The following is a 22,924-nucleotide window of genomic DNA, read 5'->3' on the forward strand; positions in this document are numbered from 1 at the left end:
ATCGTAAGGTTTCCCGCGGCGCCGCGACGCAGTTTCCGGCCCTTGCGCGGCAGGTTCCCCGATCCCTACCTCTACCCGCGGAGGATGGAACCATGAACTATTTCCGCACCGCGCTTCTGCTCGCAGGCCTCACCGCGCTCTTCATGGGCGTGGGCTTCCTGATCGGCGGCAAGGGTGGAGCGCTGATTGCGCTGGTCATCGCCGCCGGCATGAACCTGTTCACCTACTGGAATAGCGACCGCATGGTGCTGTCGATGTACGGCGCCCATGAGGTCGATCGCAACTCTGCGCCCGACCTCTACAATCTCGTCGCCGAGCTCGCCGCCCGCGCGCAGCTGCCGATGCCGCGCGTCTTCCTGATGGACGAGGCGCAGCCCAACGCGTTCGCCACCGGCCGCAACCCGGACAACGCCGCGGTCGCCGTCACCGTCGGGCTGATGCAACAGCTTTCCCGCGAGGAGCTCGCCGGCGTGATCGCGCACGAGCTCGCGCACGTCAGGAATCACGACACGCTGACCATGACCATCACAGCGACCATCGCCGGCGCCATCGGCATGATCGCGCAGTTCGGCATGTTCTTCGGCGGTCACCGCGACAACAACAGCGGCCCCGGCATCATAGGCTCGATCGCGATGATGATCCTGGCGCCGCTCGCCGCCATGCTGGTGCAGATGGCGATCAGCCGCACGCGCGAATATGCCGCCGACGATCTCGGCGCGCGCATCTGCGGCAACCCGATGTGGCTGGCGTCCGCGCTTTCCCGCATCGAGAACGCCGCCCATCAGGTGCCGAACGTCGACGCCGAGCGCAACCCCGCCACCGCGCACATGTTCATCATCAACCCGCTGAGCGGGCAGGGCATGGACAATCTGTTTGCGACCCATCCCTCGACCGCCAACCGCATCGCCGCGTTGCAGCAGCTCGCCGCGGAGATCGGGCAGGGCGGCATGCCGACGGGCGGCCGCGCCTATCCGCCGCGCAGCCCGTGGGGCGGCGGCGCGCGGCGCGGGCCGTGGGGGTGAGAACGTCGGGCGGATCAGCGCTGGCGTAATCCGCCATTCTCCGGGCAGGAAGCCGCAGGCGGTCACTCCTCCTCGAGCAGGCGCAGCGACTGCCCTGCGGCGAGACGGATCGGTTTCGCCGAATAGGAGAAGCTGTCGGCCTTGACGTATCCCGCCGGGTCCGACCACGATTCCTGCGGGCGCGGCACGGTCGTGAAGAAGCCCTCGATCCGCTCGGCCGTCACCTCGAAGGTCCCGAAGCCGTGGCGGCTGTCGATGCCGGCGACGAGCCGGGCGCCGCTTTGCGCGTCGGTGTGACCCACCGCGACGTTCAGGTAATGGAGATTGTAGTATCCCCCGTTCCCCATGACGAAGAACGGCAGCGCCTTTCCGTCATGGGTCTTCTCGATCCGCTGATAGTTGTGAACATGCGCCGTCAGGATCACGTTGGGCACGCGGCGCGCCTGGTTGATGGCATTCTCGATCGAACGGGCCATCACCACGCTTCCGCTGTGATGGTCGTCGAACGAATAGATCGGATGATGCACCGCCAGGAACAGCGCCTTGTTGCCGGGCGCCTCGGCAAGCTGCTCGGCAAGCCAGTTCTCCTGGGCATGATCGAGCCGGCCGCCCTCCGGGACGTTGCTGTACAGCCCTATGAAACGGGCCAGTGGCGTGTCGAGGATCCAGTAGGGATACGGCAGGCACATGGCCATGCGTCCCGTGTCCATCGATTCGTCGGTATAGGTATCGACCGGCGCACAGAAGTTTCGCTCGAACCCTGCAAGCGAGCGCTGGTGAGCGCGACGATCGACCTGCCCGTCGTGATTTCCGGGGATGGCAAGGATCGGCGCGGGGTAATGCTCATAGGGGTCGTAGAACTGGTCGAAATAATTGTCGATCTCGCCCTTGTAATAGACGACGTCGCCGAGGTGATAGAGGAACGAGGCCGGCCTGGCGTTTCCCGCAAAGGAAGCCTCCAGGCCCCTGGCGACCAGCACCTGCGATTTTCCATCCTTGACCCCGCCCGTGTCGCCCATCGTGTGGAAGACGAGACGGCCGGATGCCGCGATCCTGTCGACGGCCTCGTTGCCGAGGATCTGCTCGAGACCCACCCGATACGGATAGGGCCCCTTCGGCTCGAACGGTATCAGCTGGAAACTCACGCGCTCGGCTGCTTCCAGCGTCAGCGCTTCCGGTCCCACTGCCATGCTCGTGCGCTCGGCCGCGGCTAGCGGACCGCCCGACGGACGCGGGCGGTAAAAATTCATCGCCATCGCAAAACCCTCCAAAAAATAAATTCAATCTGAAGGGGTTTATTGTGTACGATGCACCCAAGCAGTCAAGTCCCGGGCATCGTTCTTTGCAAGGAGGAGCGCGGGGCGCTAGCGCTCGGCGCACGCGTCTGTCCGCCCGGGTCCTCGCGCGCGATCTCGGCCGGGGGCTGCCGCCGGGAATCCCGGATGTCCGTTTCGCGTCAAAACCGCCAACGTCCCGGCAGATATTTTCCGATCGGGTCCTCAAAGCGGATATTGCGCTCCCGAAGCACTGAGGAGACTGCAATGTCCTGGAATCACGGCGGCTGCCTTTGCGGCGCGCTTCGCTACGCAACCGCCGCCAAGCCGCTGCGCGTGACGTTCTGCCATTGCAAATTCTGCCAGCGGGCGACCGGGTCGGCGTACATGGTGGAGCCGATCTTCGAGAGAACGAATTTCGCGATGACGGCGGGAACTCCCGCGATCTATGCCCTGGCCTCGAAAGGCAGCGGCAAGCGGGTCAGCATCAATTTCTGTGCAACCTGCGGCACTAGGCTGTTTCTGGCATTCGAGCGTTTCCCGGACATTCTCGGTGTCTATGGCGGAACGTTCGACGATCCGGACTGGTTCGAGCGGACGCCGCTGACGTCGCGGCACATCTTCCTCGACTCCGCCCGGCAGGGGACGATCATCCCCGCCGGCGTCCGCGCATATCGTGAGCACACGATGCTCAACGATGGAACGCCGGTCGAGCCCGTCATTTTCGAACAGCCGCACGAGATCGGGAAGCGATCCACCGGGAGCGCCTGGCGCTAAAACGCCGCACCCTCAATTCAATCGATAGATCGACCAGTTGAGAGCGGTCGCAAACGCGACCCATGCGGCATAGGGCACGAACAACAGCGCAGCGACGCGATCGGCGCGCCATTGCAGCACGATGAACGCGGCGATCGCCGTGAGCATGGCGACGATGATGCCGAGTGCGAGGCCAATGCGGTGCATGCCGAAGAAGGCCGGCGACCACAGGAAATTCAACGCCATCTGCGCTACCCAGGCCGCCATGGCCGGGCCGCGCGGATCGCGCGACCAGGCTCTGGCGCCGGCGACGCCAATGCAGACATAAAGCCCGAGCCATACCGGCGCGAACACATAGTTCGGCGGATTGAATGCGGGCTTGTTCAGCGCGGAATACCAGCCGCCGGGGGTGTTGACATAGCCGAGCAAGAGCCCGGCGAGCACCACGCCGCCGACGAAGAGCATCAGGGTCTTCCAGCCCGTCTGGTCATTGCCACGCGTCATTCCCTGATAACGTGCCCCGCGGGCCCGCAGATCACTGCTTGCCGGATTTTTCCGCTTCCAGTGAGCCGATGGCGGACTAGTCGTCAAACAACTTTAATCTAAATTTGTAGCTCAGGCCGAGTTTGGCGGTGAGTTGGTTTTCATCGCCTGCTTTGACAATCGGAGAAGCCGCGGCGTCTCCGATCAACCTTTCATAATAGGCCAAGCCGACCAGAGCCCATTGCTCAGTTAGCTCGTATCGACCGGAAACTTCCAGACCGGCGCCTTTGATCCCGCCGCCCGGGCTGTATGCGCCGAGTCCTGATCGAGCCGATTCGGCCGGCGTCACACCAAAGTATGTCCTCATGTACTCACTCGTCGCGAAGCTCGCGCGAGGCCCTATCGCAAATTCGGTTACTGCACTTGGGCGGAATCTAAGATCAAGACCGGTCTCAGCGACCATGCCGCTATGACCGCCAAATCCGTAACGCACCGCCAGCCACGGCCGAAACAAGCTCCATTGATATGCGATCCTGCCACCGAGTTCATATGCAGCGTCGATATTGCCAAGGCCGCGCAGTTCCGGCTGGTCGTCGCTATCGCGCTTGTACACATATCGAAAGGAGGGACCGATGGAAAAGCCCTCAGCCGCGCGCTCCTTCTTTACGTCGCCGATGCCGGGAAGCCACAGGTAGTGAAGGGTGAAGAATCCGGTGGGGTTGAATTCGTACCCCTTCGCTCCTTCGTAGGCTGGCCGCATTGCTCCGCCTGCCCCGATTTCGAGGACAATGTCATACGGCCGAACGGGCGCGGCGTCACCTGTGGGAAGTGGCGACTGCGGAGCGGGCTCATCGGCCGCCGGCGCCTCTCCCGTGAGAAATACGCTGAAAGCGAGGGCCATCAAACGCAGCCGGGCTTTGTTGGATTTAGTCATCGATTTACAGAACCAGACCACATACGAGTTCGACCAATATAATACTGCTCCTGATTAATCAATTTACTCGCATGTTAGCGACTTCGTTCCGTCGGCAAAGCGCGGCATGGCATAACTTGCATGTCGCGCCAAAGCCCCGAGATTGTAAACGAAGCTGTTACGACGTTGAGCTGAGCGCTTCGGTTTCAGATCGAAGCCGTTGTCCAATGGCAGATAAGCCGGATGCTACTCAGAAGCCGGCGCTTTCCAGCCAGTCAAAGCGCGCTTGCTACGCCCTGACTGGCTGCCTCCGTTGTAGCTCGACAATTGTCACTTCGGCAGCAGCACCTTGTCGATGACGTGAATCACACCATTATCTGCAATGATGTCGGCCTTTACTACACGCGCGTTGTTCACGCGCACGCCATGCTTGCCGTTGACGTGGACCTGGCCCCCTTCGACCGTTGTCGCTGCGGTTGTCTTGCCTGCGAGGTCCGCGGCCATGACTTTTCCGGGCACAACGTGATAGGTGAGTATCTTGACGAGCTTGCCCTTGTTCTCTGGCTTGAGCAGACTTTTCACCGTCCCCTTGGGCAACTTCTTGAAGGCAGCATCGGTCGGCGCGAAGACGGTAAATGGCCCCGGGCTCTTCAACGTTCCGACAAGGTCCGCCGCCTTGACAGCTGCAACGAGTGTCTTGAACGAACCGGCAGCAATGGCCGTGTCAACGATATCGGCGGCTTTCGATCCCGACGTTGACACGATCAGGGCGAGCGCCCCTGCGGCGAGCAGCTTTACGAGTTTCATAGTCTCGGATCCTCTGGCGATTGGGTTGGAAGCGTTCGACCTCAGGGCGGTCGAGCCGCGAATGGTGCTAGTCATGCCGTGAGATTCAGAACGAACTCACGGAACTGTAACGACGCTGCCGATAGATTGGATCACAACCATCGCACATACTGTGAATGGGTCGATTGGATGCTTTTCGGATTGCTATGCGTCTCTCTTCAGGAACTTTCCGAGCTGGCGGCAGAAAATCGGACTCGCGTCAGGAACACTTTCAGTTTTTTGACGGTTCTGAGACATCAACGGTCTCATGAGCGAAGCTGCCTTTTCTGCACTTTCGCGCATGCCCTCAAATTGAGGCGGCGGGCATGCTTGCCAAAAAACACAAGTGCTCTGCAATTTCGGCAAATGATCCAGCCAATTGATGCGCTTCGAGTATCTCACGCTCGCGATCATGGCGAACTGCACGCTATTCGAGGGGTGCAAAGCACCTTACCGCAATGAAGCCAGCCACGGATGCCAGAGCCGTTATAAAGGTGCCCCAAACCATATCGACGATAGTGATTACAAGAGGCCATCGGCTCAGTGTCGCAAGATTCGTCAGGTCATAAGTGGCATATGCAACTAGCCCAAGCAGCCCGCCTAACAATGATGCGGAGACCCATCCGCCATTCCTGGCCGCGGGCATGATCGCAAATACAACGATCCCGACGAAATAGATTGAGTAGAACGCGGCCGCTGCAAATAGATTCGGTTTGTCCGCGAGCAAATCCCCCAGTGAGTTCCTGTAGAACCCCATGGCACGACTAAGCCAGATGTAATCCACGGCCAGGAAAACGACCGCCGTCACGGCATAAGCCATTATATAGCGGATCATATCGTGATCTCTTGGCTTCTCGTCGCGGGGGATATTGAGATTCCGAAGAACGGCTGCAATAAACATGCGAACAGGAATGATTGCATTCGTAAGAGTCATTCTTTGGTCATAGCCAAGAATTCCTGACGAGTTGCGGAGTTATCGCGAAAGCAGCCAAACATGCAGCTTGTCACCATTTCCGCTCCAACCTTGTGGACGCCCCGGCTCGACATGCAGTGATGAACAGCCTTTAACACGACTCCAACGCCTTGGGGCTGCAGGACTTGCTGGACGGCCGAAGCGATCTCCGAAGTCATCCGCTCCTGGATCTGCAGTCGTTTGGCATAGGCATCGACAACGCGCGCCAGCTTGGAAAGGCCGACGACGCGGCCACTGGGAACGTAAGCCACCCAGGCCTGACCGACGATCGGTGCGAGATGATGCTCGCAATGGCTTTCGAAGGCTATTCCACGGAGAATGATCATTTCCTCGTAGCCGCCGGTTTCGTCGAAGGTCTTGTCCAGAATCGCCAGAGGGTCCTGTTCGTAACCGGCAAAATACTCGCGAAAAGCCCGCGCGGCCCTGGACGGGGTTTCAATCAATCCTGGGCGATCGGGATTCTCTCCAGCCCAGCGAATGATCGTCCGGAATGCGGCCTCGGCTTCTTCACGAGAAGGCGGGCTGATGGCTTGCTGAGACAAGTCATTGATTTGAATATTCACCTCGCGTTTCCTTCTCAATTCGCATGCGGGGCCTTGAGCATTCGATTCGTGGCAAGCGATGGACTTTGTTTGCCTTTAGAAAAAGTTCCCCGGTCGAGGGGGCTTATCGACCGGGGATTTACCGGGGATGGGGGTGCAGCGGCGACGCTGCAGTCCCGGCAGCAATTAAACGAGACCAAGCGAAAATTGGATCACAGGAAAAGAACAAAATTCCCGAGGTGGAGAATCTTGGTTATGCGCCGCTCGCGATAACGGCCGGCGTGTTCTCTATGGCGTTTCCGGCGATCGAATCTTTGGATGTCTACACACGATTGAGTGGCTATGGAAACTATCGCGACTCATCACGCCGCTGCACCTGGCCCGCGGACCGCGCCCTGTCCTGCTCCGGCGACATTAGGACGTGCTGGCTGCGAGGCGTGGATAAGTTGGATGTCAGCGGGCCTCAGATTGTTCCGAGGGCGCTTCGTCGCGCATCCTCTGTGCCGTGAGTCTCTGCCGGGCCCGCCGGTCGAGCATTTTCAGTCCTTCGACCAATGCCGAGAACGCCATGGCAGCATAGATGTAGCCCTTCGGCACATGGGCGCCAAAGCCCTCCGCTATCAGCGCCATACCGATCACCATCAAGAAGGCGAGCGCAAGCATGACGATTGTCGGATTTGTACTGATGAAGTTGGAGAGCGGAGTGGCTGCCATCAGCATCACCAGAACGGCAACCACGACTGCGATGACCATGATCGGGACGTGGTCGGTCATTCCGACCGCGGTAATGATGCTGTCAATGGAGAATACCAGATCGAGGAGCACGATCTGGCCTAGTGCGGCAGCATAACCCAGTTGCGCGGCCCCGGATTCGAACAAGTCGGGGGTGGGATGCGGATCGACTCGATGATGAATTTCCCTGGTCGCCTTCCAGACCAGGAACAATCCCCCCGCTATCAGGATCAGATCGCGCCATGAGAACTCCTGACCGAACATACTGAAGATAGGTGTCGTCAGACGCACAATGAATGCGATGGTACCAAGCAGGAGAAGGCGGAGGATGAGCGCCAAACCGATACCAATACGACGCGCGCCCGCGCGTTGATGCTCAGGCAGCTTGTTCGTTAGAATGGCGATAAAAATGAGATTATCGATCCCAAGCACTACCTCCATTGCGATGAGCATCGCGAGGGCGGCCCAGGCTGTCGGATCGAAGGCCAATGCAATCAGCGCGTCCACGGGAGCACCATCATACGTCTTCGAGCCACGAAGCTTTCCGCCGGCATCGGTGGTCGCGAACTCGACTGAATCGTGGCAAGCAGCGCATCTGGCACTTGCCGGACGATCGTCTGTTTGCACACATAGGGCACGAGCCATAACAGCGCGAACACATAGTTCGGCGGATTGAAGGCGTGCCTATTCAACGCGGCGTACCAGTCGCCCGGCGTGTTGGCATAGCCGGGCATTAGCCCGGCGAGCACCACGCCGCAGACGAAGAGCAGCAGGGTGTTCCAGCCGGTCTTGCTATTGCCTTGCGTCATTTCCCTCATAACGCGCCTCGGTGGCCCGCAGATCACCGCCCGCCGGATTTTTGTTGGTTCCGGTGATCCGGTCCGGCTTTCCCTTCGTTGCTGCGAACGGAAAGTATGAAGATGTCGGTATTGCTGCAGCGGCAAATCTCGGGGCATGCTAGGCGATCGGGATCGATCGCGAAGAGATGGCCGCGGGTGAAGGAAAGACCTGAAATCGCAGTGGATTGGGCCGGCCTGATCGGGCAAATCGCCTTGCGCAGGGATCGCGAGGCCTACCGGCGGCTGTTCGAGTTCTTTGCTCCGCGCATCAAGGGATACCTGATGCGGACCGGCTCGAGCGAAGCCGAGGCGGAGGAGATCGCACAGGAGGCCATGATCGCGCTGTGGCGCAAGGCCGACAGGTTCGATCCGGCGACGTCGGGCGCGGTGGCCTGGATTTTCACCATCGCGCGCAACTTGCGGATCGATGCCGTGCGCCGCGGCCGTCGCGCCGAGCGGATGCTGCAGGTGGTCGAGGCGGAATACCTGCCCGAGCCGGTCGAGAGCACGGAATCGGCCTTCAGCCGCAGCCAGGAGGCCGGTCACGTCGAGTTCGCCCTGCAGCGCCTGCCGGCGCAGCAATCCGAAGTCATCCGGCTATCGTATCTGGAGGAGAGACCGCATTCCGAGATTGCCGAATTGCTCGGCATTCCCCTGGGGACGGTCAAGTCGCGGGTTCGCCTGGCAATGAGCCGTCTCAGAGAGCTGTTGGACGTTTTGAAATGACGATAGAGCATCATCCCCCCGAGGAACTCCTCGCCCGCTTCGCGGCAGGCCGGCTCGATCAGGCCGAGCATATCGTGATGTCCGCGCATGTCTCGATGTGCGTACGCTGCCGGCGCTTCGTCGCCGCCTTTGAGCGGCTCGGCGGCGCAGCGCTCGAAGCCGCCGAGCCGGCCGCGCTCGCTGCCGGCGCCTTCGATGCCGTGATGGCGCGGATCGGGGGCGGTGAAGCTGCTTCGCCCGCACCCGCCGTTCCGCGGCCGCGCCGCGCCGACGATGCGGGCTTGCCGAAAGTGCTGGACCTCTACGACATCGGGCGGGTCAGGCGCATCGCGCCGGGCCTCAGCATGCGGCCGATCATGATCCCCGGCGCCGGGAAATCCCGGGCGTTCCTGCTCAGGTCTGAGCCGGGGACGCGCATGCTGGAGCATACGCATACGGAGACCGAGCTGACCTGCGTGCTTGAGGGCAGCTTCAGCCACGAGGGCGGCCATTTCGGTCCCGGCGATTTCGACCTCGGGGACGACACGATCGACCACCGGCCCATCGTCGGCGCCGACATGCCCTGTGTCTGTCTGGTGGCGATGAGCGGCAAGCTGCGCATCAACGGCCTTCTGGGAAGGCTGATCGAGCCCTTCATTCGCCTCTGAGGCCTGCGGTCGAACTCTGTATTCACCTCTCCCCGGCGGGGAGAGGTGAATACCGTTGCCGGTCGACCGGCGCACGAGACTCAAGAGCGACACTGATCCAAACGCACCGCGGCGTCGTTTCCTGAATCGAAAGAGGGGACGCCATGGTACACCGGAGAATTTCGACCGCCGCCGAACTTCACCATCTGGCGACGCTGCTGGAGCAAGTCGGCCGCGGCGATGCACGGGCCTTCGCCGCGCTTCATGCGCTGACCTGCCGGAAGCTGCGGCGGACGGCCGCATCCGTGTGCCCCCTATCCAGCGATGTCGAGGACGTGCTGCAGGACAGCTATCTCAAGATCTGGCGCGCCGCATCGAGCTTCGATCCCGGTCGCGCCTCTCCGATCAGCTGGATGTGCACCATCGTCAAGAACACCGCGCTGGATTCGAATCGTGCGAAGAAGATGCTGCTGGCCGATCTCGACGATGCCATGGCCATCCCCGCGCCCGGGGATGACGGCGATGAATTCGACTATGAGTATGCAAAGCAGATCACGGTCGAGGCCCTGTCGGGTCTTCCCGAAGAGCGGCGGCGGCTGCTGTCGCTCGCCTATTTCGAGGGCATGAGCCGGCATTCGCTTGCCGAACAGTTCGGCGTGCCGGTCGGCACCGTGAAAACCTGGCTTCGCCGCGCACTGGAAAGCATCCGCGCCGACTGCCTGGCTGCCGCGAAGGGGTCTCTGGCGCTGCCTGCGGCGAATTGAAGTTCGCGAGACGGCGAGTTGCCGCTTCACCTCTCCTCCGTCGGATGCACCCATTTGTACGGCGTGATCTCTCTTCTCTCCGTCAGCTTGATCATGTGCACCGGCGGGGCATGACGGCCGTTGCAGCAGGTGCGGCATTTCAGCGAGGCTTCCAGCTTCCACAGCGGCGTGTCGCGCGGGCGGCGGATGGCGGAAAGCGGCAGGCTGGCGCGGGTGTTGCAGCGGTTGCACTCGACTTCCAGAAAGCCGAGGCCGTCGTTGAGGCACTGGCCAAGCGTGGGCGAGGGCTGCGCCGCGCCGCCAGAGTCTTCTGTCCGGATCGGCCAGGCTTCTGCTTCAGCATGGTCGGCGGCGGATCGCGGCCTTGGCCTGCTTGCGTGCGGATGAAAGCGATCAGCCGGCTGCTCCTGATCCCCATGGGCGCGATTACGCGCCATAGCGAGCGTAGCAGCATGAGGTCGAGCTGTGAGGGGCGGGACGACACGATGGTCGATGCCGCCACAAGTAGGGGGTCGCTTCTGATCAAGAACCATCGCGCAAAAAAGGTATTTCCGAAAGTTAACTCGTAGAATCGATTGAACTCTCCGAGTGAATTGAGCCTGAAGCACCTCGGAGCCGATGAAGTTTCCGACCGGCTGTCATCGATCAACTATCTCATCTGCGGAGCGGAATTCGTCCTGCTGGAGGATCGCAAGGGACAGATCCGCGACGCGATCGCGTTCCCACCGCATTCCAGACAATCGCCTGCCTTCTCCGGCGTGTGCCAGCTCAACGGCCGCGATCAGCCGGGCTCCTACATCGGGGTTCTGAATGCCGATGCTACCGGAAGCTGGCTGCCGGTCGTCGCGGGATGGAAGATCGACGAGAAGGGTGCGAAGTTCGTCAAGGCGCCTGCGGAAGGCCTGCGCTGCTCGCGCAGCGGCATCTACACGGTCGATGGCGGCATGTAAGGCCGGCGCATCGCGATTGCGACACGGCGATCTGTGAAGATTCCGGTTTGCTGACGCCGTGCGATCGACCACAATGGCCGCTGTGTAAGGCTCGCTGCAACAAGAGCCGCGGGGAGGTATCCCATGTCCAGCCGATCCATGCCGCGCATCGCCGGCCTCATTTTGGGAATTTTCGTCATGACCAACGGCTCCGCCGGCGCCGATGCGCTGAAAGATGAAATCGTGCCGACCGGCAAGCTCCGCGTGGCGATCGCCGTCAGCCCCGCCGGCGGCGCGTTCTGGTCACGGAAGACTGACAGCGGCTATGCCGGCGTCCCCGTCGATCTCGGCCGCGAGATGGCCGCGCAGCTCGGCGTGCCCGTGGAATATGTCGTGCACAACAATTCCGGCCAGATCGTCGACGCCGCCGGCAAGGGCACCTGGGACGTCACCTTCCTGCCCAAGGACCCGGAGCGCGAGGGGCGGATGGCGTTCGGCCCGATCTATGAGGTGGCCGACGCCACCTACATCGTGAAGCCGGGCTCGTCCGTGAAAGACTTCGCAACGCTCGACCAGCCCGGCGTCAAGGTCGCCTGCGTCAACAACACTACGACCATGCGCGGCGCCATCGCTCACCTGAAGAATGCCAGGGTCACGGGCTACCAGACTTATGACGAGATCTTCAATCTCTTGAAGAACGGCGAGATCGACGCATTCGCGCTGTCGCGCGACCAGCTCAACGCCATGGCGAAGCAGATTCCGGGCACGCGCGTGCTGGAGGAGACCTTCAAGCAGACGGTGACCGCGGTCGCCGTGCCGCCGAACCATCCGCAGGCGCTGGCCTTCACGGTGAAGTTCATGACGGAAGGCATCGGCAACGGCACGCTGCGCAAGGCCTATGACAACAACGGGCTGAAGGACCGGCCGGTGCGGACGCAGGTGAAGTAGGGCGATCCGAAGCCCTGCGCGGCATCTGTGCAACTGCACAAATTCAGGGCAGCGCACAAGTCCCCGGTGATCTACGGCCCGACAGCTAAGCCACGGGAATAACGTTCATTTCCCGCGCTGCCGCGTTGGCACATCGATTGCTTAATCTTTTCTCAGTCAATGACGACTGCCGTCCTTTCGGATTGCCAGGGCCAAAGTTGGCCCACGGCGCTGGGATCAAGCAGCCTCGCGTGAGGTGCTTCGAGCAGTCATCGGGACTTCCCCTGGAAAGCTCGCGCATCCCAAATCCCCGATCGGGCGCGACCGCGTCATTCCGTGCCGCTCGATAGCGGCGCGGGATTTGTCGCGCGCGGGGACGGCAAGACCTTTCACACATCGGTGCACGGCTGCGCAGCATCCGGCGCGCTTCAACGCTGTCTCTCAAGAGGGGAACTGGAATGGCCTATCTCGCGCCTTCGGAATTCGTGACCAAGATGGTCGACGCCGGGGAATCCAAAATCTTCATGTCGACACGCGATACGGTCATTCGCGCCTACATGGCCGGTGCGATCCTCGCGCTCGCAGCGGCGATGGCAGTGACCATCAACGTGCAGACCGGCACGCCGATCGTCGGCGCCGCATTCTTTCCGGTCGGCTTCTGCATGCTGTACCTGCTCGGCTTCGACCTCTTGACCGGCGTCTTCGTGCTGTGCCCGCTGGCGCTGATCGACAAGCGTCCGGGCGTGACGCTCGGCGGCGTGCTGCGCAACTGGGGCCTCGTCTTCATCGGCAATTTCGCCGGCGCCTTCACGGTGGCGGTGATGATGGCGATCGTGTTCACCTTCGGCTTCTCGCAGGCGCCCGACAAGGTCGGCCAGGTGATCGGCACCATCGGCGAAAGCCGCACCGTCGGCTATGCCAACCATGGCGCGGCCGGCATGCTGACGCTGTTCGTCCGCGGCATGCTCTGCAACTGGATGGTCTCGGCCGGCGTCGTCGGCGCGATGATCTCCACCCATGTCAGCGGCAAGGTGATCGCGATGTGGATGCCGATCATGCTGTTCTTCTTCATGACCTTCGAGCACTCCATCGTGAACATGTTCCTGTTCCCGTCCGGCCTCTTGCTCGGCGGCAAGTTCACATGGTGGGATTATCTGATGTGGAACGAGATCCCGACCGTGGTCGGCAACCTCGTTGGCGGCCTCGCCTTCACCGGGCTGACGCTGTACGCGACCCACATCAAGACCGGTCCGTCGCGCAGCGCGGCGGCTGCGGCCTCCTCGCGGCCGGCGTCTTCGCGCATTGCCGCTTGATCTTGCGATGCAGACGGGTCTCTCTTCGCAAGGGGAGAGGCCCGTCGTCGCGAAAGCCGGTATGCCGCGCGAGCTGAAAATATCGGTCGGGCAATTCTCCGACAAGGGCGCCAAGGAAACCAACCAGGATTTCCATGGCGTCCTGATCCCGGACGAGCCGCTGCTCGGCCTCAAGGGCATTTCCGTCGTGCTGGCCGACGGCATCTCTACCAGCAAGGTTTCCCGCGTCGCCGCGGAATCCGCGGTCAAGGGATTCTTGACCGACTATTACTGCACCTCGGAATCCTGGTCGGTGCGCACCTCGGCGCAGCGCGTGCTGGAGGCGACCAATTCCTGGCTGCATTCGCAGACCCGCAGCCAGTACGCCTACGACAAGGACCGCGGCTACGTCTGCACGCTGAGCGCCATGGTCATCAAGTCGACCACCGCGCATCTCTTCCACATCGGCGATTCCCGCATCTACCGCCTGTCCGGCAACACGCTGGAGCAGCTCACCAACGACCACCGCATCGTCATCAACTCGCAGCAGAGCTATCTCGGCCGCGCGCTCGGGGTAAATCCGCAGATCGAGATCGACTACCAGATGCTGCGGCTCGAGCAGGGCGACGTGTTCGTGCTGGTGACCGACGGCATCTACGAACATCTCAGCGCCCGCCGCATCGCGAAAGCGATCAACGAAGGCGCCGCCGACCTCGATGCGGCCGCGAAGGCGATCGTCGACCAGGCGTTCGAGGCCGGCAGCGGCGACAATCTCACCGTCCAGATCGTCCGCATCGACGGACTGCCCGACAGCGCGGCAAGCGAGGTGTTCGGACAGCCGAGCGAGCTGCCGCTGCCGCCGCTCCTGGAAGCGCGGATGGTGTTCGACGGCTACCGCATCGTGCGCGAGCTGCATGGTTCGAGCCGCAGCCACATCTATCTCGCCGTCGACATCGAGACCGACGCGGTGGTGACGCTGAAAATCCCGTCGATCGACCTGCGCGACGACCCCGTCTACCTGAAGCGCTTCCTGATGGAGGAGTGGGTGGCGCGGCGCATCGACAGCCCGCATGTACTGAAGCCCTGCCTGCCGTCGCGGCGGCGCAATTTTCTCTACGTCGTCACCGAATATATCGACGGACAAACCCTGACGCAGTGGATGATCGATAATCCCGCGCCCGACCTCGAGACGGTGCGCGACATCGTCGAGCAGATCGCCAAGGGCCTGCGCGCCTTCCACCGCAAGGAGATGCTGCACCAGGACCTGCGGCCCGACAACATCATGATCGACAGGACCGGCACGGTGAAGATCATCGATTTCGGCTCGACGGCCATCAAGGGCGTGGCCGAGGCCGAACCCTCGGGCGCGCGCGACGACATCCTCGGCACAGTGCAATACACCGCGCCGGAGTATTTTCTGGGCGAAGCGGCGACCTCGCGCTCCGACCTGTTCTCGCTCGGCGTCATCACCTACCAGATGCTGACGGGGAAATTGCCCTATGGCGCGCAGGCCGCGCAGGCGCGCACCCGCGCCCAGTTCGGCAGGCTGCGCTACCGCCCGGCCGCGCACGGCGCCCGCGAGATCCCGGTCTGGGTCGACGGCACGCTGGAACGCGCCGTGCACCCCAATCCGCTGAAGCGTTACGAGAGCCTGTCGGAATTCCTGTTCGACCTGCGCACGCCCAATGCGAACTATGTCGGCACGTCGGCCTCGCCGCTGCTCGAGCGCAACCCGCTATTGTTCTGGAAGAGCACCACCATCGTGCTGGCGCTCGCGGTCATCGTGCTGCTGGCGATGCTGCACGGCATGCATCGGGCGTTGCCCTGACTGCAGCACAATCGTGCGGTTCCCCGGCCCAAGTGAAATCAAAGTTCCTCCGCCTTTGGACCCCAATAGCAGGGTAGGTGTTGCAGCGACATTGAGGAGGCAACCATCCCATGGCGATCAACGAGGGGTTTGATTTGGCCCATTCCCTGCCTCTCGCCTCCGATGTTCCAATCGAGCGGACGGAGCCCGGGAATGCCCGTGACGGCGCTGTTGCGTCGTCGCGCGTCCTGAAGGTCAGTGTCTTGATCGCAGCCGTGGCCGCGACCGCTATTGCTGCCGCCGTTCTGTCGGCGCGGGGCCCGGCGACTCCCGATGCGGACGTCACAGCTGCGCTGGCCGCCAATTCGAAGCTTCCGCCTGACACCGATCAGTCGGCGCCGGAAACCCAGTCGACCGTCGGCGTGACGGCCTTGCTTCAACCGGCCGCCGAGCCTCAGGTCTCGCCGCCGGCCGCAAATTACGTTCCGACCCGCGAGGAAATGGCCGCCGCTGAACCCGCCGGCAAGGATCAGGCGGAAACGAGCGTGCCGACATCTGAAACCCTGTTCAAGCAATTCCAGGCCTGGGCGGCGGAGCAGGATGCGCAGCCAAGTTATCGGCCGCTTGTTCAGGACGTTCCGGCATCGGCGGTGAAAAGGGTTGCGGGGAATGCCCCGGCACCAAGCCGGCTCGTGCAGAAGCGTCGATACGTCAGGCCAGTCCAGAATGCGCGGGCGGAGGCGCGTCCAGAGAATGTCCGAAAGAAACTCAGGCGGGCGCCGAGTGCACGGGCAGCACGGCCGCCGGTGGAAGAAGCGCGAACACAGGGCCACACACCGGGCCGGTCTGTGCAGGACGCGCAGGCGTCGTCTTTCCTGCCAGTCTTCGGTTGGCGCAACTAGACTTGCGCAACTAGACCGGGCCCAGGGCGTGTACTCATAAATCCGGGCAGCCGAATGACCGCTCTCCCTTCGGGAGCAGACATGGTCAGCTCGCGTAGGAATGTCGGAAAAGGGCCAACAGGCGACATCGGAGGCGCGAGGGTCAGAACGCGACGCGTAGTCCCACGCGGTCGCTGACGGCGTTGGATTTGTCCGACAGCGCCAGATGTTCGCCGGCCGAGAACAGCGTCACGTTGCGCGTGCGCCATTCCATGTTGAGCCCGCCATTGCCGCCCCAGACATTGGTTTGGCCCGGCTCCTCGGGCCACGGCGTTCGCCGTGGCGGGCATCCCTGCTAAAGAGGATCGCCACGTGTCGCGGGCATGCCGTCAGCAAGAACAGAGGGGAAACGCCATGACCTACGAATACAAACTCCTAGATGTCGCGGTCTCCGGCCGGGTCGCGACCGTCACGATCAGCAACCCGCCGGTCAACGTCATCACGCTGGCCCTGCTGGCGGAGCTCGAGGCGCTCTCGCACGCGTTGAAAGCGGACCCCGACCTCACGGTCGTGGTCTTCCGCAGCGCCGATCCGGATTTCTTCCTGGCGCATTTCGACGTGGCCGCGATCTTGCAGCGCCCGACCGACACGCCGGCCCGCCGCGATACGCAGATCAAGCCCTATCACGCCATGTGCGAGCGCTATCGCACCATGGACAAGGTGGTGATCGCCCAGATCGAAGGCCGGGTCGGCGGCGGCGGCAGCGAGCTGGCGGCCTCGTTCGACATGCGTTTCGGGGTCCGCGGCAAGACCAAGATCAACCAGATGGAGGTCCCGCTGGGCATCCTGCCCGGCGGCACCGGCACACAGCGGCTGCCTCGGCTGATCGGGCGCGGGCGGGCGATGGAGTTGATCCTGGCGGGCGACGACCTGGACGCGGAAACCGCGGAGCGCTGGGGCTATCTGAACCGCATCTACGAGGCGAAGGAGATCGGCCCGGCGGTCGAGAAGCTTGCGAGCCGCATCGCGTCATTCCCCGCGGAGGCGGTGCGTCTCGCCAAGCAGAGCGTCAATCAGTCCGACCGCCCCTTGATCGAGGGGCTGTTCGAGGAAGCCTATCTGTTCGACCAGACTCTGCGCACCGCGTGCGCCAAGGCCAACATGCGCCGGTTCCTGGAGATCGGCGGACAGACGCGCGAGGGCGAGTTGCGTATGGGCGAACTCTGCGCCGAACTGGGCGCCGGTGACGAAGGGACAACGAGGCGAGGATAGACCCATCGCCCTGGCCGGTCATCACCAAGCGCATCCCCCGATCCGAAGATGCCGGGCGCTGTGCCGCTGCTGGGCAAGGCCGAGGACGCCACCGTCTTCCCGCATGCGATCTGGCACGGACCCTCGCCCAACCGCTCCGGCAAGGCGCGCAAGACCATCCTCTACAAGAGCGCCATTTCGGACCGATCCCAGCGGGGCCCGCTCTGCCCTCAACTTCGGACGTGTCAGTGCGCTGCACCAAGTGCAGCGATGGGTCATTTGCAACAGTTTGGCTGTGCCGGTCGCTTCCGGTCTCCCCTCAACTCCGGACATAGCGCTGCACCGCAATAACTGACGCTATGGGCCAACAGGAGACATGCGCGCGGCAACAAATCGCCTGATGTGCGCCGCATCATTCGATCACCTCGTCGGCACTGGCGAGTAAGACGGGCGGCACTTTGAGGCCGAGTGTCTTGGCTGTTCTCAGATTGATGACAAATTCGAACCTGGTTGACTGAACGACGGGCAGGTCTGCAGGTTTCGCGCCCTTCAAAATTCGGCCGGCATAGGCGCCAATCTGACGATAGGCATTGGAAAGATTGGTGCCATAGCTCATCAGGCCGCCGGCTGCGACAAACTCTCGGAATTCGAAGATTGCCGGCACCGCATTGCGGGCAGCGAGGCCAACAAGTTGTTCGCGGCGGCTGTTGAAAAATGGGGAGGTGCAGACCATGAGCGCGCCGGTGCCCTGTTGTTTGAGCGCAGCGAAGGCTCCAGTGAAATCGGTGTCTGTATTGGCTCGCACGACGACGAGTCGCACGCCAATTTTGTCCGCAGCTTCCTGCGCGTCCCGTATCTGGTTTTCTGAACCTGAATAGTGTGGATTGACCAGCACCGCCAACGTAGCCGCCTCGGGAACCATCTCGCGCAACAGCCCCAGCCGCTTTCCGTGCAGCGCCGTGGTCAGAAAATAAAGCCCGGTGATGTTGCCGTCCGGCCGGCTGAGGTTGCTGACGAGGCCGAGTTTAACCGGGTCGCTGCCGACAGCGAAGATAACCGGAATTCTTGCAGTCGCCTGCTTTGCGGCGAGTGCCCCAGGGTTGCTTGTTACAACGATTGCACTGACCTGTCGCTGAGCCAGTTCGGTCGCGAGCTCTGGCAGCCGATCGAATTGCCCGTCTGCAAAGCGATACTCGATTGCCACATTCTGGCCCTCGACATAACTCGATTCCTTCAGACCTTCACGAAACGCCTCGATCTGCGAGAGAATCAGTCCGCGCGATCCAGGATTCAGGAAGCCAATCACTGGCATTGCGCCCTGCTGTGCCCGCGCCGCGAGCGGATATGCCGTCGCGCCGCCGACCAGGCCGATAAACTCGCGCCGCTGCATGTCCACACCTAAGCTGAGGAGAAGGCATCGTAGCGGCTCAAGCCAGCACTTGGATAGGGACAAAAGCGGCTTCGCTACGGCAACACGCGATGCTGCCAATGACCGTTGAGGGTCAAAAGCCGACATCGGCGGACGATCAGAGGAAGTCTGCTTTACCCCTAGGAGCGGACATCTCGCATTTATGAGTACACGTCCTAGTTCGTGGCGCTTGTCGGGATCGGATCCAACCCGCTCTTGACGATGGCTTCGCGCGCCGCAGGCGAGGCCAGGAATTTGATCAGCGCCCGGCCTGCGTCCGGCTCTTTCGAGACTGTGGCGATACCGGCCGAGAACACCGTGATGCGCTGCAGTTCGTCCGGCAACGGCCCGACAATGTCGACGCCGGCAACCGGTTTCAATTCGCTGATCTGCTGAAAGCCGATCTCGGCATCGCCGTGGGCCACGATCTCGCCGACGGGTGTGGCCGGGATCTTTCGCGCCTTGCCCTTCATCTCTTCGGCGATGCCGAGCTTCTGGAACATCTCGGTCGAGACGTAGACGCCGCTGGCGCTGTCGGAATAGGCAATAGTCTTCGCCGCCAGCAACGCGCGCTTGACCGCATCCGCGGTGCCGATGTCGGGTTTCGGCGCGCCGGACTTCACGGCAATGCCGATCGGCGACTTCACGAGATCGACGCTCGAGCCTTGCATGACCTTGCCCTTGTCAGCGAGATCCTTCAGCGCATAGCCGACCATGATCAGGACGTCGGCGGGCTCGCCGCGCTCCAGCCGCACCGGAATGGCATTCACGGTGGTGCCCATCGAGGGACCGCGTGCGGTGAGCACCTTGTGGCCGGTGGCGCGTTCGAATTCGGGCACCAGCACTTCATAGGCGGCGGAGAGTCCGCCGGAGATCATCACCCGGATTTCGGCGGCGGAGGCGGGCGGGGCAAGCAGCAGCAGGCAGAGAAGGACAGGCACAAATGTGCTCAGGCGTGCTGAGAGCCGCATGGCCGTGTCCTCCCGGGACGTTTTGTTGGGAGGAATGCTAGCGCTTATTCGGGAGGCGAGCCAGTCGTCACCGCGAGGAGCCGGAGTGCCCTCACGAATTAACGTGGACGAAATCGCGCAGCAGCGGATAGATCTCGTTGTTCCACTTCTTGCCGGAGAACACGCCGTAATGGCCGACGCCGGCCTGCATGTGATGCACCTTGCGATAGGCGCGCACGCCGGAGCAGAGGTCCTGCGCCGCCAGTGTCTGGCCGATCGAGCAGATGTCGTCCTTCTCGCCCTCGACCGTCATCAGCCCCATGCGCCTGATCGCCGCCGGGTTCACCGCCCGGCCGCGGTGCATCAGCTTGCCCTGCGGCAGGAGATGTTCCTGGAACACGTCGCGTACGGTCTCGATGTAGAATTCCGCCGGCAGGTCCATGACGGCAAAATACTCGTCGTAGAAGGTCTTGATGATCTCGGCCTTTTCCTTCTCGCCCTTGGCGATGTGGTGGGCGAGGTCCATGTGCTGCTTGATGTGGCGCTCGAGGTTCATCGACACGAACGCCGAGAGCTGCACGAAGCCGGGATAGACCTTGCGGAACGCGCCCTTGCACTGCACCGGCACGTAGTTGATCAAATTGCTCTCGAACCAGCCGATCGGCTTGCTCTTGGCGAATTCGTTGACCTTGGTCGGCAGGATGCGCGTGTCGATCGGGCCCGCCATCAGGGTCAGCGTCGCCGGGCGCGCAGGGTGGTCGTCCTCGCACATGATCGCGGCTGCCGCCAGCGCCGACACCGAGGGCTGGCAGATCGCCACCATGTGGGAGCGCGGCCCGAGCTTGTCCATGAAGGTGATGAGATGATCGGTGTAGTCCTCGAGCCCGAAGCGGCCGCGGTCGAGAGGGATGTCGCGTGGATTGTGCCAGTCGGTGATGTAGACGTCGTGGTCCTGCAGCAGCGTCTTCACGGTGCCGCGCAAGAGCGTGGCAAAATGGCCAGACATCGGCGCCACCAGCAGCAGCCGCGGCAGCTCGGGGCCGTCCTCCTTCTTGAAGTGCAGCAGCGAGCCGAACGGCGTCGCATAGGTGACTTCCTCCGTGACCGCGAGCTCGCGGTTGCCCACCATGACCGTGCCGATGCCGTAGTCCGGGCGGGTGTAGGTCAGCGTCGAGCGCGAGATCAGCTCCAGCGCAGCGGCGAGCCTGCCGAACAGCCGGTCAGAGCCGCCCTGCGGCACCAGATTGAGATATTTCAGCGCGTTGGCCGCGCCCGACCGCCACGGCGCCGCGAGGTCCATCTGGTTCTGCCAGGCCTGGTACATCATTGACATCATTCACTTCCGCCCCTGCCTCCCAGGTCATGCAATATCGGAGCCAAAGCGGGGCGGGAGGGGCATCAAACTGGCACGTCGCTTGCTGCAAAAAGGCCCGAACCACGGGGTAAGAGAGCCCGGCTGCGGCCGCGCGCGCGGCGCCGGCGGCCGGTATTGCCCGAACCGGGCATGTAGCGTGAGGGAAAGGCCAGATGGCAAAGACCACACTGACCATCAGCAGCAAGAACTACTCGTCATGGTCGTTGCGCGGCTGGCTGCTGGCGAAATTCTCAGGCCTGGATTTCGAGGAGATCGTCACCGCGCCGGATGATCCGTCGGCCCGCGCCGAAATCCTGCTGCTGTCGTCCTCGATCCTGGTGCCGTGCCTGCGCCACGAGGGCGCCACCGTCTGGGACACGCTGGCGATCGCCGAATACCTCAACGAGATCTGTCCCGGCGCCGGGCTGCTGCCTGCCGACCGCGTGCAGCGCGCGCATTGCCGCTCGATCTGCGGCGAAATCCATTCCGGCTTCACCACGCTGCGCGCCTCGCTGCCGGTCAATCTCAAGGGGCATTTTCCCGGCTTCAAGATCTGGTCGCGCGCCCAGGCCGACATCGACCGCGTCTGCACCATCTGGCGCGAGTGCCTCGCCAAGTCCGGCGGGCCGTTCCTGTTCGGTGCGCAGCGCACCATGGCGGATGCGATGTATGCGCCGGTCGTGACGCGCTTCATGACCTATGACGTCAGGCTGGAGCCGAAGCTGGCCGCCTATGCCAGGACCATCATGGCCATGCCGGAAATGAAGGAATGGATCGACGCGGCGCTCGCCGAGCCTGCCGACATCGAGGAGCTCGAGGTCGAATATTAGGCACGCCTGCCCGCGCCTTGCGCGTCCGGCGGGCTCACGCCGCAGGCATGCTCTTGCCCAAGCGCGTGCCATGGCAGCCGCCACACCGCTGCGCCCGCGCAGCCAGGTGAGCCGTAATCCCGGTTTCGCTTTCCAATCAGCGACATTGCAATCGCAAACGCTGCAATGACGCAGTGCAGCGCGTCTGGCGCGATTTTCGCATGGCAACATTTCAGCCGTGACCGCAATGACGCGCCGCTGCCGAAAATTTGGACGCTTCGCCCCTTGCGTGCTCACGAACGAGAACAATGGAGGCGTCAATGAACCAGCACGCGGCAGTCGGCAAGTTCTCCCACATCAAGCCCGGCGACACCGACTACAAGGGCGGGGGCCTGCGCGACTTCTTCCTGTATCGCGACCTCGGCATTGCGGATGCGACCGGCGGGCAGGTGATCTGCCATCTGGTCAAGGCCAATCCCGATTGCCCGCCGGAGAACGGCACCGGCTGGCATCGCCACGATTGCGAATTCCAGATCGTCATCATGATGAAGGGCTGGGCGCGCTTCATGTACGAGGACAAGCCGACCCTGGTGCAGGCCGGCGACGTCGTGCACCAGCGGCCGGGCATCGTGCACTACCTGTTCGATTACTCGCCGGACATGGAATACATGGAAATCGTCAGCCCCGCCGATTTCAAGACCGTCGACATGCCGCCGGCCACCGACAAGGTGCCGCCGGTCACGCCGTGGAGGTGAGCGCCATGTCGTCCCCCGAGGAGTTAACCCTTGTCATCGGCCGCTGGCTGTGGCCCTTCGTGGCCGTGCTGCATGTTGTGCGGTTT

At 62.6% G+C, this 22,924-nt stretch carries 25 protein-coding genes; 13 read left to right on the top strand and 12 right to left on the bottom strand.

Translation table 11 applies throughout. The features are described 5' to 3' along the window. Nucleotides 1-92 precede the first annotated feature (92 nt). Nucleotides 93-1,022 carry a zinc metalloprotease HtpX gene (htpX, locus tag HZB49_RS17910; RefSeq protein WP_291613691.1) on the top strand — a complete coding sequence of 310 codons (930 nt, stop codon included), beginning with the start codon at nucleotides 93-95 and terminating at the stop codon, nucleotides 1,020-1,022. A 62-nt stretch (nucleotides 1,023-1,084) separates the two neighbouring features. Here the strand turns inward: htpX and HZB49_RS17915 are convergent, their stop codons facing one another. Beyond that, nucleotides 1,085-2,278 carry a metallophosphoesterase gene (locus HZB49_RS17915; protein ID WP_291613693.1) on the bottom strand — a complete coding sequence of 398 codons (1,194 nt, stop codon included), beginning with the start codon at nucleotides 2,276-2,278 and terminating at the stop codon, nucleotides 1,085-1,087. Nucleotides 2,279-2,563: 285 nt separating this feature from the next. Between HZB49_RS17915 and HZB49_RS17920 the strand changes: the two genes are divergently transcribed. Further along, on the top strand, nucleotides 2,564-3,073 hold the full coding sequence (locus HZB49_RS17920) for a GFA family protein (protein WP_291613695.1): 510 nt from the start codon (nucleotides 2,564-2,566) through the stop codon (nucleotides 3,071-3,073). Nucleotides 3,074-3,085: 12 nt separating this feature from the next. Here HZB49_RS17920 and HZB49_RS17925 read toward each other — a convergent pair whose 3' ends face one another. The 7 genes from HZB49_RS17925 to HZB49_RS17955 form a co-directional block, all read right to left on the bottom strand. Further along, on the bottom strand, nucleotides 3,086-3,556 hold the full coding sequence (locus tag HZB49_RS17925) for a TspO/MBR family protein (RefSeq protein ID WP_291613697.1): 471 nt from the start codon (nucleotides 3,554-3,556) through the stop codon (nucleotides 3,086-3,088). Between the two features lie 76 nt (nucleotides 3,557-3,632). Beyond that, entirely contained in the window at nucleotides 3,633-4,469 is an 837-nt protein-coding gene (locus tag HZB49_RS17930; protein ID WP_291613699.1) for a MipA/OmpV family protein, read from the bottom strand. Between the two features lie 309 nt (nucleotides 4,470-4,778). After that, nucleotides 4,779-5,255, bottom strand: coding sequence for a fasciclin domain-containing protein (locus HZB49_RS17935; protein WP_291613701.1), 477 nt, complete (start codon nucleotides 5,253-5,255; stop codon nucleotides 4,779-4,781). 445 nt (nucleotides 5,256-5,700) lie between these two features. Next, nucleotides 5,701-6,207 carry a DUF2177 family protein gene (locus HZB49_RS17940; protein WP_365858326.1) on the bottom strand — a complete coding sequence of 169 codons (507 nt, stop codon included), beginning with the start codon at nucleotides 6,205-6,207 and terminating at the stop codon, nucleotides 5,701-5,703. Continuing rightward, nucleotides 6,204-6,809, bottom strand: coding sequence for a GTP cyclohydrolase I FolE (gene folE, locus HZB49_RS17945; protein WP_291613703.1), 606 nt, complete (start codon nucleotides 6,807-6,809; stop codon nucleotides 6,204-6,206). The genes HZB49_RS17940 and folE overlap by 4 nt, the downstream gene beginning before the upstream one ends. A gap of 432 nt (nucleotides 6,810-7,241) precedes the next feature. Next, the gene (locus HZB49_RS17950; protein WP_291613705.1) at nucleotides 7,242-8,027 is read right to left on the bottom strand and encodes a TerC family protein; all 786 of its coding nucleotides are present in this window, start codon (nucleotides 8,025-8,027) and stop codon (nucleotides 7,242-7,244) included. Continuing rightward, nucleotides 8,015-8,338: a tryptophan-rich sensory protein gene (locus tag HZB49_RS17955; RefSeq protein ID WP_291613707.1), complete on the bottom strand. Its 324-nt coding sequence runs from the start codon at nucleotides 8,336-8,338 to the stop codon at nucleotides 8,015-8,017. The genes HZB49_RS17950 and HZB49_RS17955 overlap by 13 nt, the downstream gene beginning before the upstream one ends. Nucleotides 8,339-8,539: 201 nt before the next feature. Here HZB49_RS17955 and HZB49_RS17960 point away from each other — a divergent pair, with 201 nt between their 5' ends. The 3 genes from HZB49_RS17960 to HZB49_RS17970 all read left to right on the top strand — a co-directional run bounded on the left by HZB49_RS17960 (nucleotide 8,540) and on the right by HZB49_RS17970 (nucleotide 10,475). Continuing rightward, nucleotides 8,540-9,085, top strand: a complete 546-nt coding sequence (locus tag HZB49_RS17960; RefSeq protein ID WP_291613768.1) for a sigma-70 family RNA polymerase sigma factor — start codon at nucleotides 8,540-8,542, stop codon at nucleotides 9,083-9,085. Next, on the top strand, nucleotides 9,082-9,732 hold the full coding sequence (locus HZB49_RS17965) for a ChrR family anti-sigma-E factor (protein WP_291613709.1): 651 nt from the start codon (nucleotides 9,082-9,084) through the stop codon (nucleotides 9,730-9,732). Before HZB49_RS17960 ends, HZB49_RS17965 begins: the two co-directional genes overlap by 4 nt. Nucleotides 9,733-9,875: 143 nt before the next feature. Then, a complete protein-coding gene (locus HZB49_RS17970; RefSeq protein ID WP_291613711.1) occupies nucleotides 9,876-10,475 on the top strand; it encodes a sigma-70 family RNA polymerase sigma factor in 600 nt (199 codons plus the stop codon). A gap of 26 nt (nucleotides 10,476-10,501) precedes the next feature. On the opposite strand, the gene HZB49_RS17975 is transcribed toward HZB49_RS17970, so the two are convergent. After that, nucleotides 10,502-10,912 (bottom strand): hypothetical protein, encoded by a 411-nt coding sequence (locus HZB49_RS17975; protein ID WP_291613713.1) that lies wholly within the window; start codon nucleotides 10,910-10,912, stop codon nucleotides 10,502-10,504. 156 nt (nucleotides 10,913-11,068) lie between these two features. Here HZB49_RS17975 and HZB49_RS17980 point away from each other — a divergent pair, with 156 nt between their 5' ends. The 6 genes from HZB49_RS17980 (at nucleotide 11,069) to HZB49_RS18005 (ending at nucleotide 17,583) form a co-directional block, all read left to right on the top strand. Further along, the gene (locus tag HZB49_RS17980; protein WP_291613715.1) at nucleotides 11,069-11,425 is read left to right on the top strand and encodes a hypothetical protein; all 357 of its coding nucleotides are present in this window, start codon (nucleotides 11,069-11,071) and stop codon (nucleotides 11,423-11,425) included. Between the two features lie 177 nt (nucleotides 11,426-11,602). Then, entirely contained in the window at nucleotides 11,603-12,352 is a 750-nt protein-coding gene (locus tag HZB49_RS17985; RefSeq protein ID WP_291613770.1) for a transporter substrate-binding domain-containing protein, read from the top strand. 437 nt (nucleotides 12,353-12,789) lie between these two features. Continuing rightward, nucleotides 12,790-13,644, top strand: a complete 855-nt coding sequence (locus HZB49_RS17990) for a formate/nitrite transporter family protein (protein ID WP_291613717.1) — start codon at nucleotides 12,790-12,792, stop codon at nucleotides 13,642-13,644. 61 nt (nucleotides 13,645-13,705) lie between these two features. Then, nucleotides 13,706-15,451, top strand: coding sequence for a bifunctional protein-serine/threonine kinase/phosphatase (locus HZB49_RS17995; protein WP_291613719.1), 1,746 nt, complete (start codon nucleotides 13,706-13,708; stop codon nucleotides 15,449-15,451). 110 nt (nucleotides 15,452-15,561) lie between these two features. Further along, nucleotides 15,562-16,332, top strand: a complete 771-nt coding sequence (locus HZB49_RS18000) for a hypothetical protein (RefSeq protein WP_291613721.1) — start codon at nucleotides 15,562-15,564, stop codon at nucleotides 16,330-16,332. Between the two features lie 393 nt (nucleotides 16,333-16,725). Further along, entirely contained in the window at nucleotides 16,726-17,583 is an 858-nt protein-coding gene (locus HZB49_RS18005; protein WP_291613723.1) for an enoyl-CoA hydratase/isomerase family protein, read from the top strand. Nucleotides 17,584-17,974: 391 nt separating this feature from the next. On the opposite strand, the gene HZB49_RS18010 is transcribed toward HZB49_RS18005, so the two are convergent. The 3 genes from HZB49_RS18010 to phaZ all read right to left on the bottom strand — a co-directional run bounded on the left by HZB49_RS18010 (nucleotide 17,975) and on the right by phaZ (nucleotide 21,256). Next, nucleotides 17,975-18,952, bottom strand: a complete 978-nt coding sequence (locus HZB49_RS18010; RefSeq protein ID WP_291613725.1) for an ABC transporter substrate-binding protein — start codon at nucleotides 18,950-18,952, stop codon at nucleotides 17,975-17,977. Between the two features lie 194 nt (nucleotides 18,953-19,146). Next, nucleotides 19,147-19,941, bottom strand: coding sequence for a substrate-binding domain-containing protein (locus tag HZB49_RS18015; protein WP_291613727.1), 795 nt, complete (start codon nucleotides 19,939-19,941; stop codon nucleotides 19,147-19,149). 91 nt (nucleotides 19,942-20,032) lie between these two features. Next, on the bottom strand, nucleotides 20,033-21,256 hold the full coding sequence (gene phaZ, locus HZB49_RS18020) for a polyhydroxyalkanoate depolymerase (protein ID WP_291613729.1): 1,224 nt from the start codon (nucleotides 21,254-21,256) through the stop codon (nucleotides 20,033-20,035). Between the two features lie 191 nt (nucleotides 21,257-21,447). Here phaZ and HZB49_RS18025 point away from each other — a divergent pair, with 191 nt between their 5' ends. Together HZB49_RS18025 and HZB49_RS18030 are read left to right on the top strand one after the other, a co-directional pair. Beyond that, on the top strand, nucleotides 21,448-22,104 hold the full coding sequence (locus HZB49_RS18025) for a glutathione S-transferase family protein (protein WP_291613731.1): 657 nt from the start codon (nucleotides 21,448-21,450) through the stop codon (nucleotides 22,102-22,104). 299 nt (nucleotides 22,105-22,403) lie between these two features. Continuing rightward, nucleotides 22,404-22,838, top strand: coding sequence for a cupin domain-containing protein (locus HZB49_RS18030; RefSeq protein WP_291613733.1), 435 nt, complete (start codon nucleotides 22,404-22,406; stop codon nucleotides 22,836-22,838). Nucleotides 22,839-22,924: the final 86 nt, after the last annotated feature.

Source organism: Bradyrhizobium sp. (assembly GCF_016219575.1).
Classification (GTDB): Bacteria; Pseudomonadota; Alphaproteobacteria; order Rhizobiales; family Xanthobacteraceae; genus Bradyrhizobium.

What these genes read in the sequence shown, in the direction of transcription:
- htpX (WP_291613691.1), top strand. Translation starts at nt 93, where the DNA reads ATGAACTATTTCCGCACCGCGCTTCTGCTCGCAGGCCTCACCGCGCTC.
- HZB49_RS17915 (WP_291613693.1), bottom strand. Translation starts at nt 2,278, where the DNA reads ATGGCGATGAATTTTTACCGCCCGCGTCCGTCGGGCGGTCCGCTAGCC.
- HZB49_RS17920 (WP_291613695.1), top strand. Translation starts at nt 2,564, where the DNA reads ATGTCCTGGAATCACGGCGGCTGCCTTTGCGGCGCGCTTCGCTACGCA.
- HZB49_RS17925 (WP_291613697.1), bottom strand. Translation starts at nt 3,556, where the DNA reads ATGACGCGTGGCAATGACCAGACGGGCTGGAAGACCCTGATGCTCTTC.
- HZB49_RS17930 (WP_291613699.1), bottom strand. Translation starts at nt 4,469, where the DNA reads ATGACTAAATCCAACAAAGCCCGGCTGCGTTTGATGGCCCTCGCTTTC.
- HZB49_RS17935 (WP_291613701.1), bottom strand. Translation starts at nt 5,255, where the DNA reads ATGAAACTCGTAAAGCTGCTCGCCGCAGGGGCGCTCGCCCTGATCGTG.
- HZB49_RS17940 (WP_365858326.1), bottom strand. Translation starts at nt 6,207, where the DNA reads ATGACTCTTACGAATGCAATCATTCCTGTTCGCATGTTTATTGCAGCC.
- HZB49_RS17955 (WP_291613707.1), bottom strand. Translation starts at nt 8,338, where the DNA reads ATGAGGGAAATGACGCAAGGCAATAGCAAGACCGGCTGGAACACCCTG.
- HZB49_RS17965 (WP_291613709.1), top strand. Translation starts at nt 9,082, where the DNA reads ATGACGATAGAGCATCATCCCCCCGAGGAACTCCTCGCCCGCTTCGCG.
- HZB49_RS17970 (WP_291613711.1), top strand. Translation starts at nt 9,876, where the DNA reads ATGGTACACCGGAGAATTTCGACCGCCGCCGAACTTCACCATCTGGCG.
- HZB49_RS17975 (WP_291613713.1), bottom strand. Translation starts at nt 10,912, where the DNA reads ATGGCGCGTAATCGCGCCCATGGGGATCAGGAGCAGCCGGCTGATCGC.
- HZB49_RS17985 (WP_291613770.1), top strand. Translation starts at nt 11,603, where the DNA reads ATGACCAACGGCTCCGCCGGCGCCGATGCGCTGAAAGATGAAATCGTG.
- HZB49_RS17990 (WP_291613717.1), top strand. Translation starts at nt 12,790, where the DNA reads ATGGCCTATCTCGCGCCTTCGGAATTCGTGACCAAGATGGTCGACGCC.
- HZB49_RS17995 (WP_291613719.1), top strand. Translation starts at nt 13,706, where the DNA reads ATGCCGCGCGAGCTGAAAATATCGGTCGGGCAATTCTCCGACAAGGGC.
- HZB49_RS18000 (WP_291613721.1), top strand. Translation starts at nt 15,562, where the DNA reads ATGGCGATCAACGAGGGGTTTGATTTGGCCCATTCCCTGCCTCTCGCC.
- HZB49_RS18005 (WP_291613723.1), top strand. Translation starts at nt 16,726, where the DNA reads ATGACCTACGAATACAAACTCCTAGATGTCGCGGTCTCCGGCCGGGTC.
- HZB49_RS18010 (WP_291613725.1), bottom strand. Translation starts at nt 18,952, where the DNA reads ATGCAGCGGCGCGAGTTTATCGGCCTGGTCGGCGGCGCGACGGCATAT.
- HZB49_RS18015 (WP_291613727.1), bottom strand. Translation starts at nt 19,941, where the DNA reads ATGCGGCTCTCAGCACGCCTGAGCACATTTGTGCCTGTCCTTCTCTGC.
- phaZ (WP_291613729.1), bottom strand. Translation starts at nt 21,256, where the DNA reads ATGATGTCAATGATGTACCAGGCCTGGCAGAACCAGATGGACCTCGCG.
- HZB49_RS18025 (WP_291613731.1), top strand. Translation starts at nt 21,448, where the DNA reads ATGGCAAAGACCACACTGACCATCAGCAGCAAGAACTACTCGTCATGG.
- HZB49_RS18030 (WP_291613733.1), top strand. Translation starts at nt 22,404, where the DNA reads ATGAACCAGCACGCGGCAGTCGGCAAGTTCTCCCACATCAAGCCCGGC.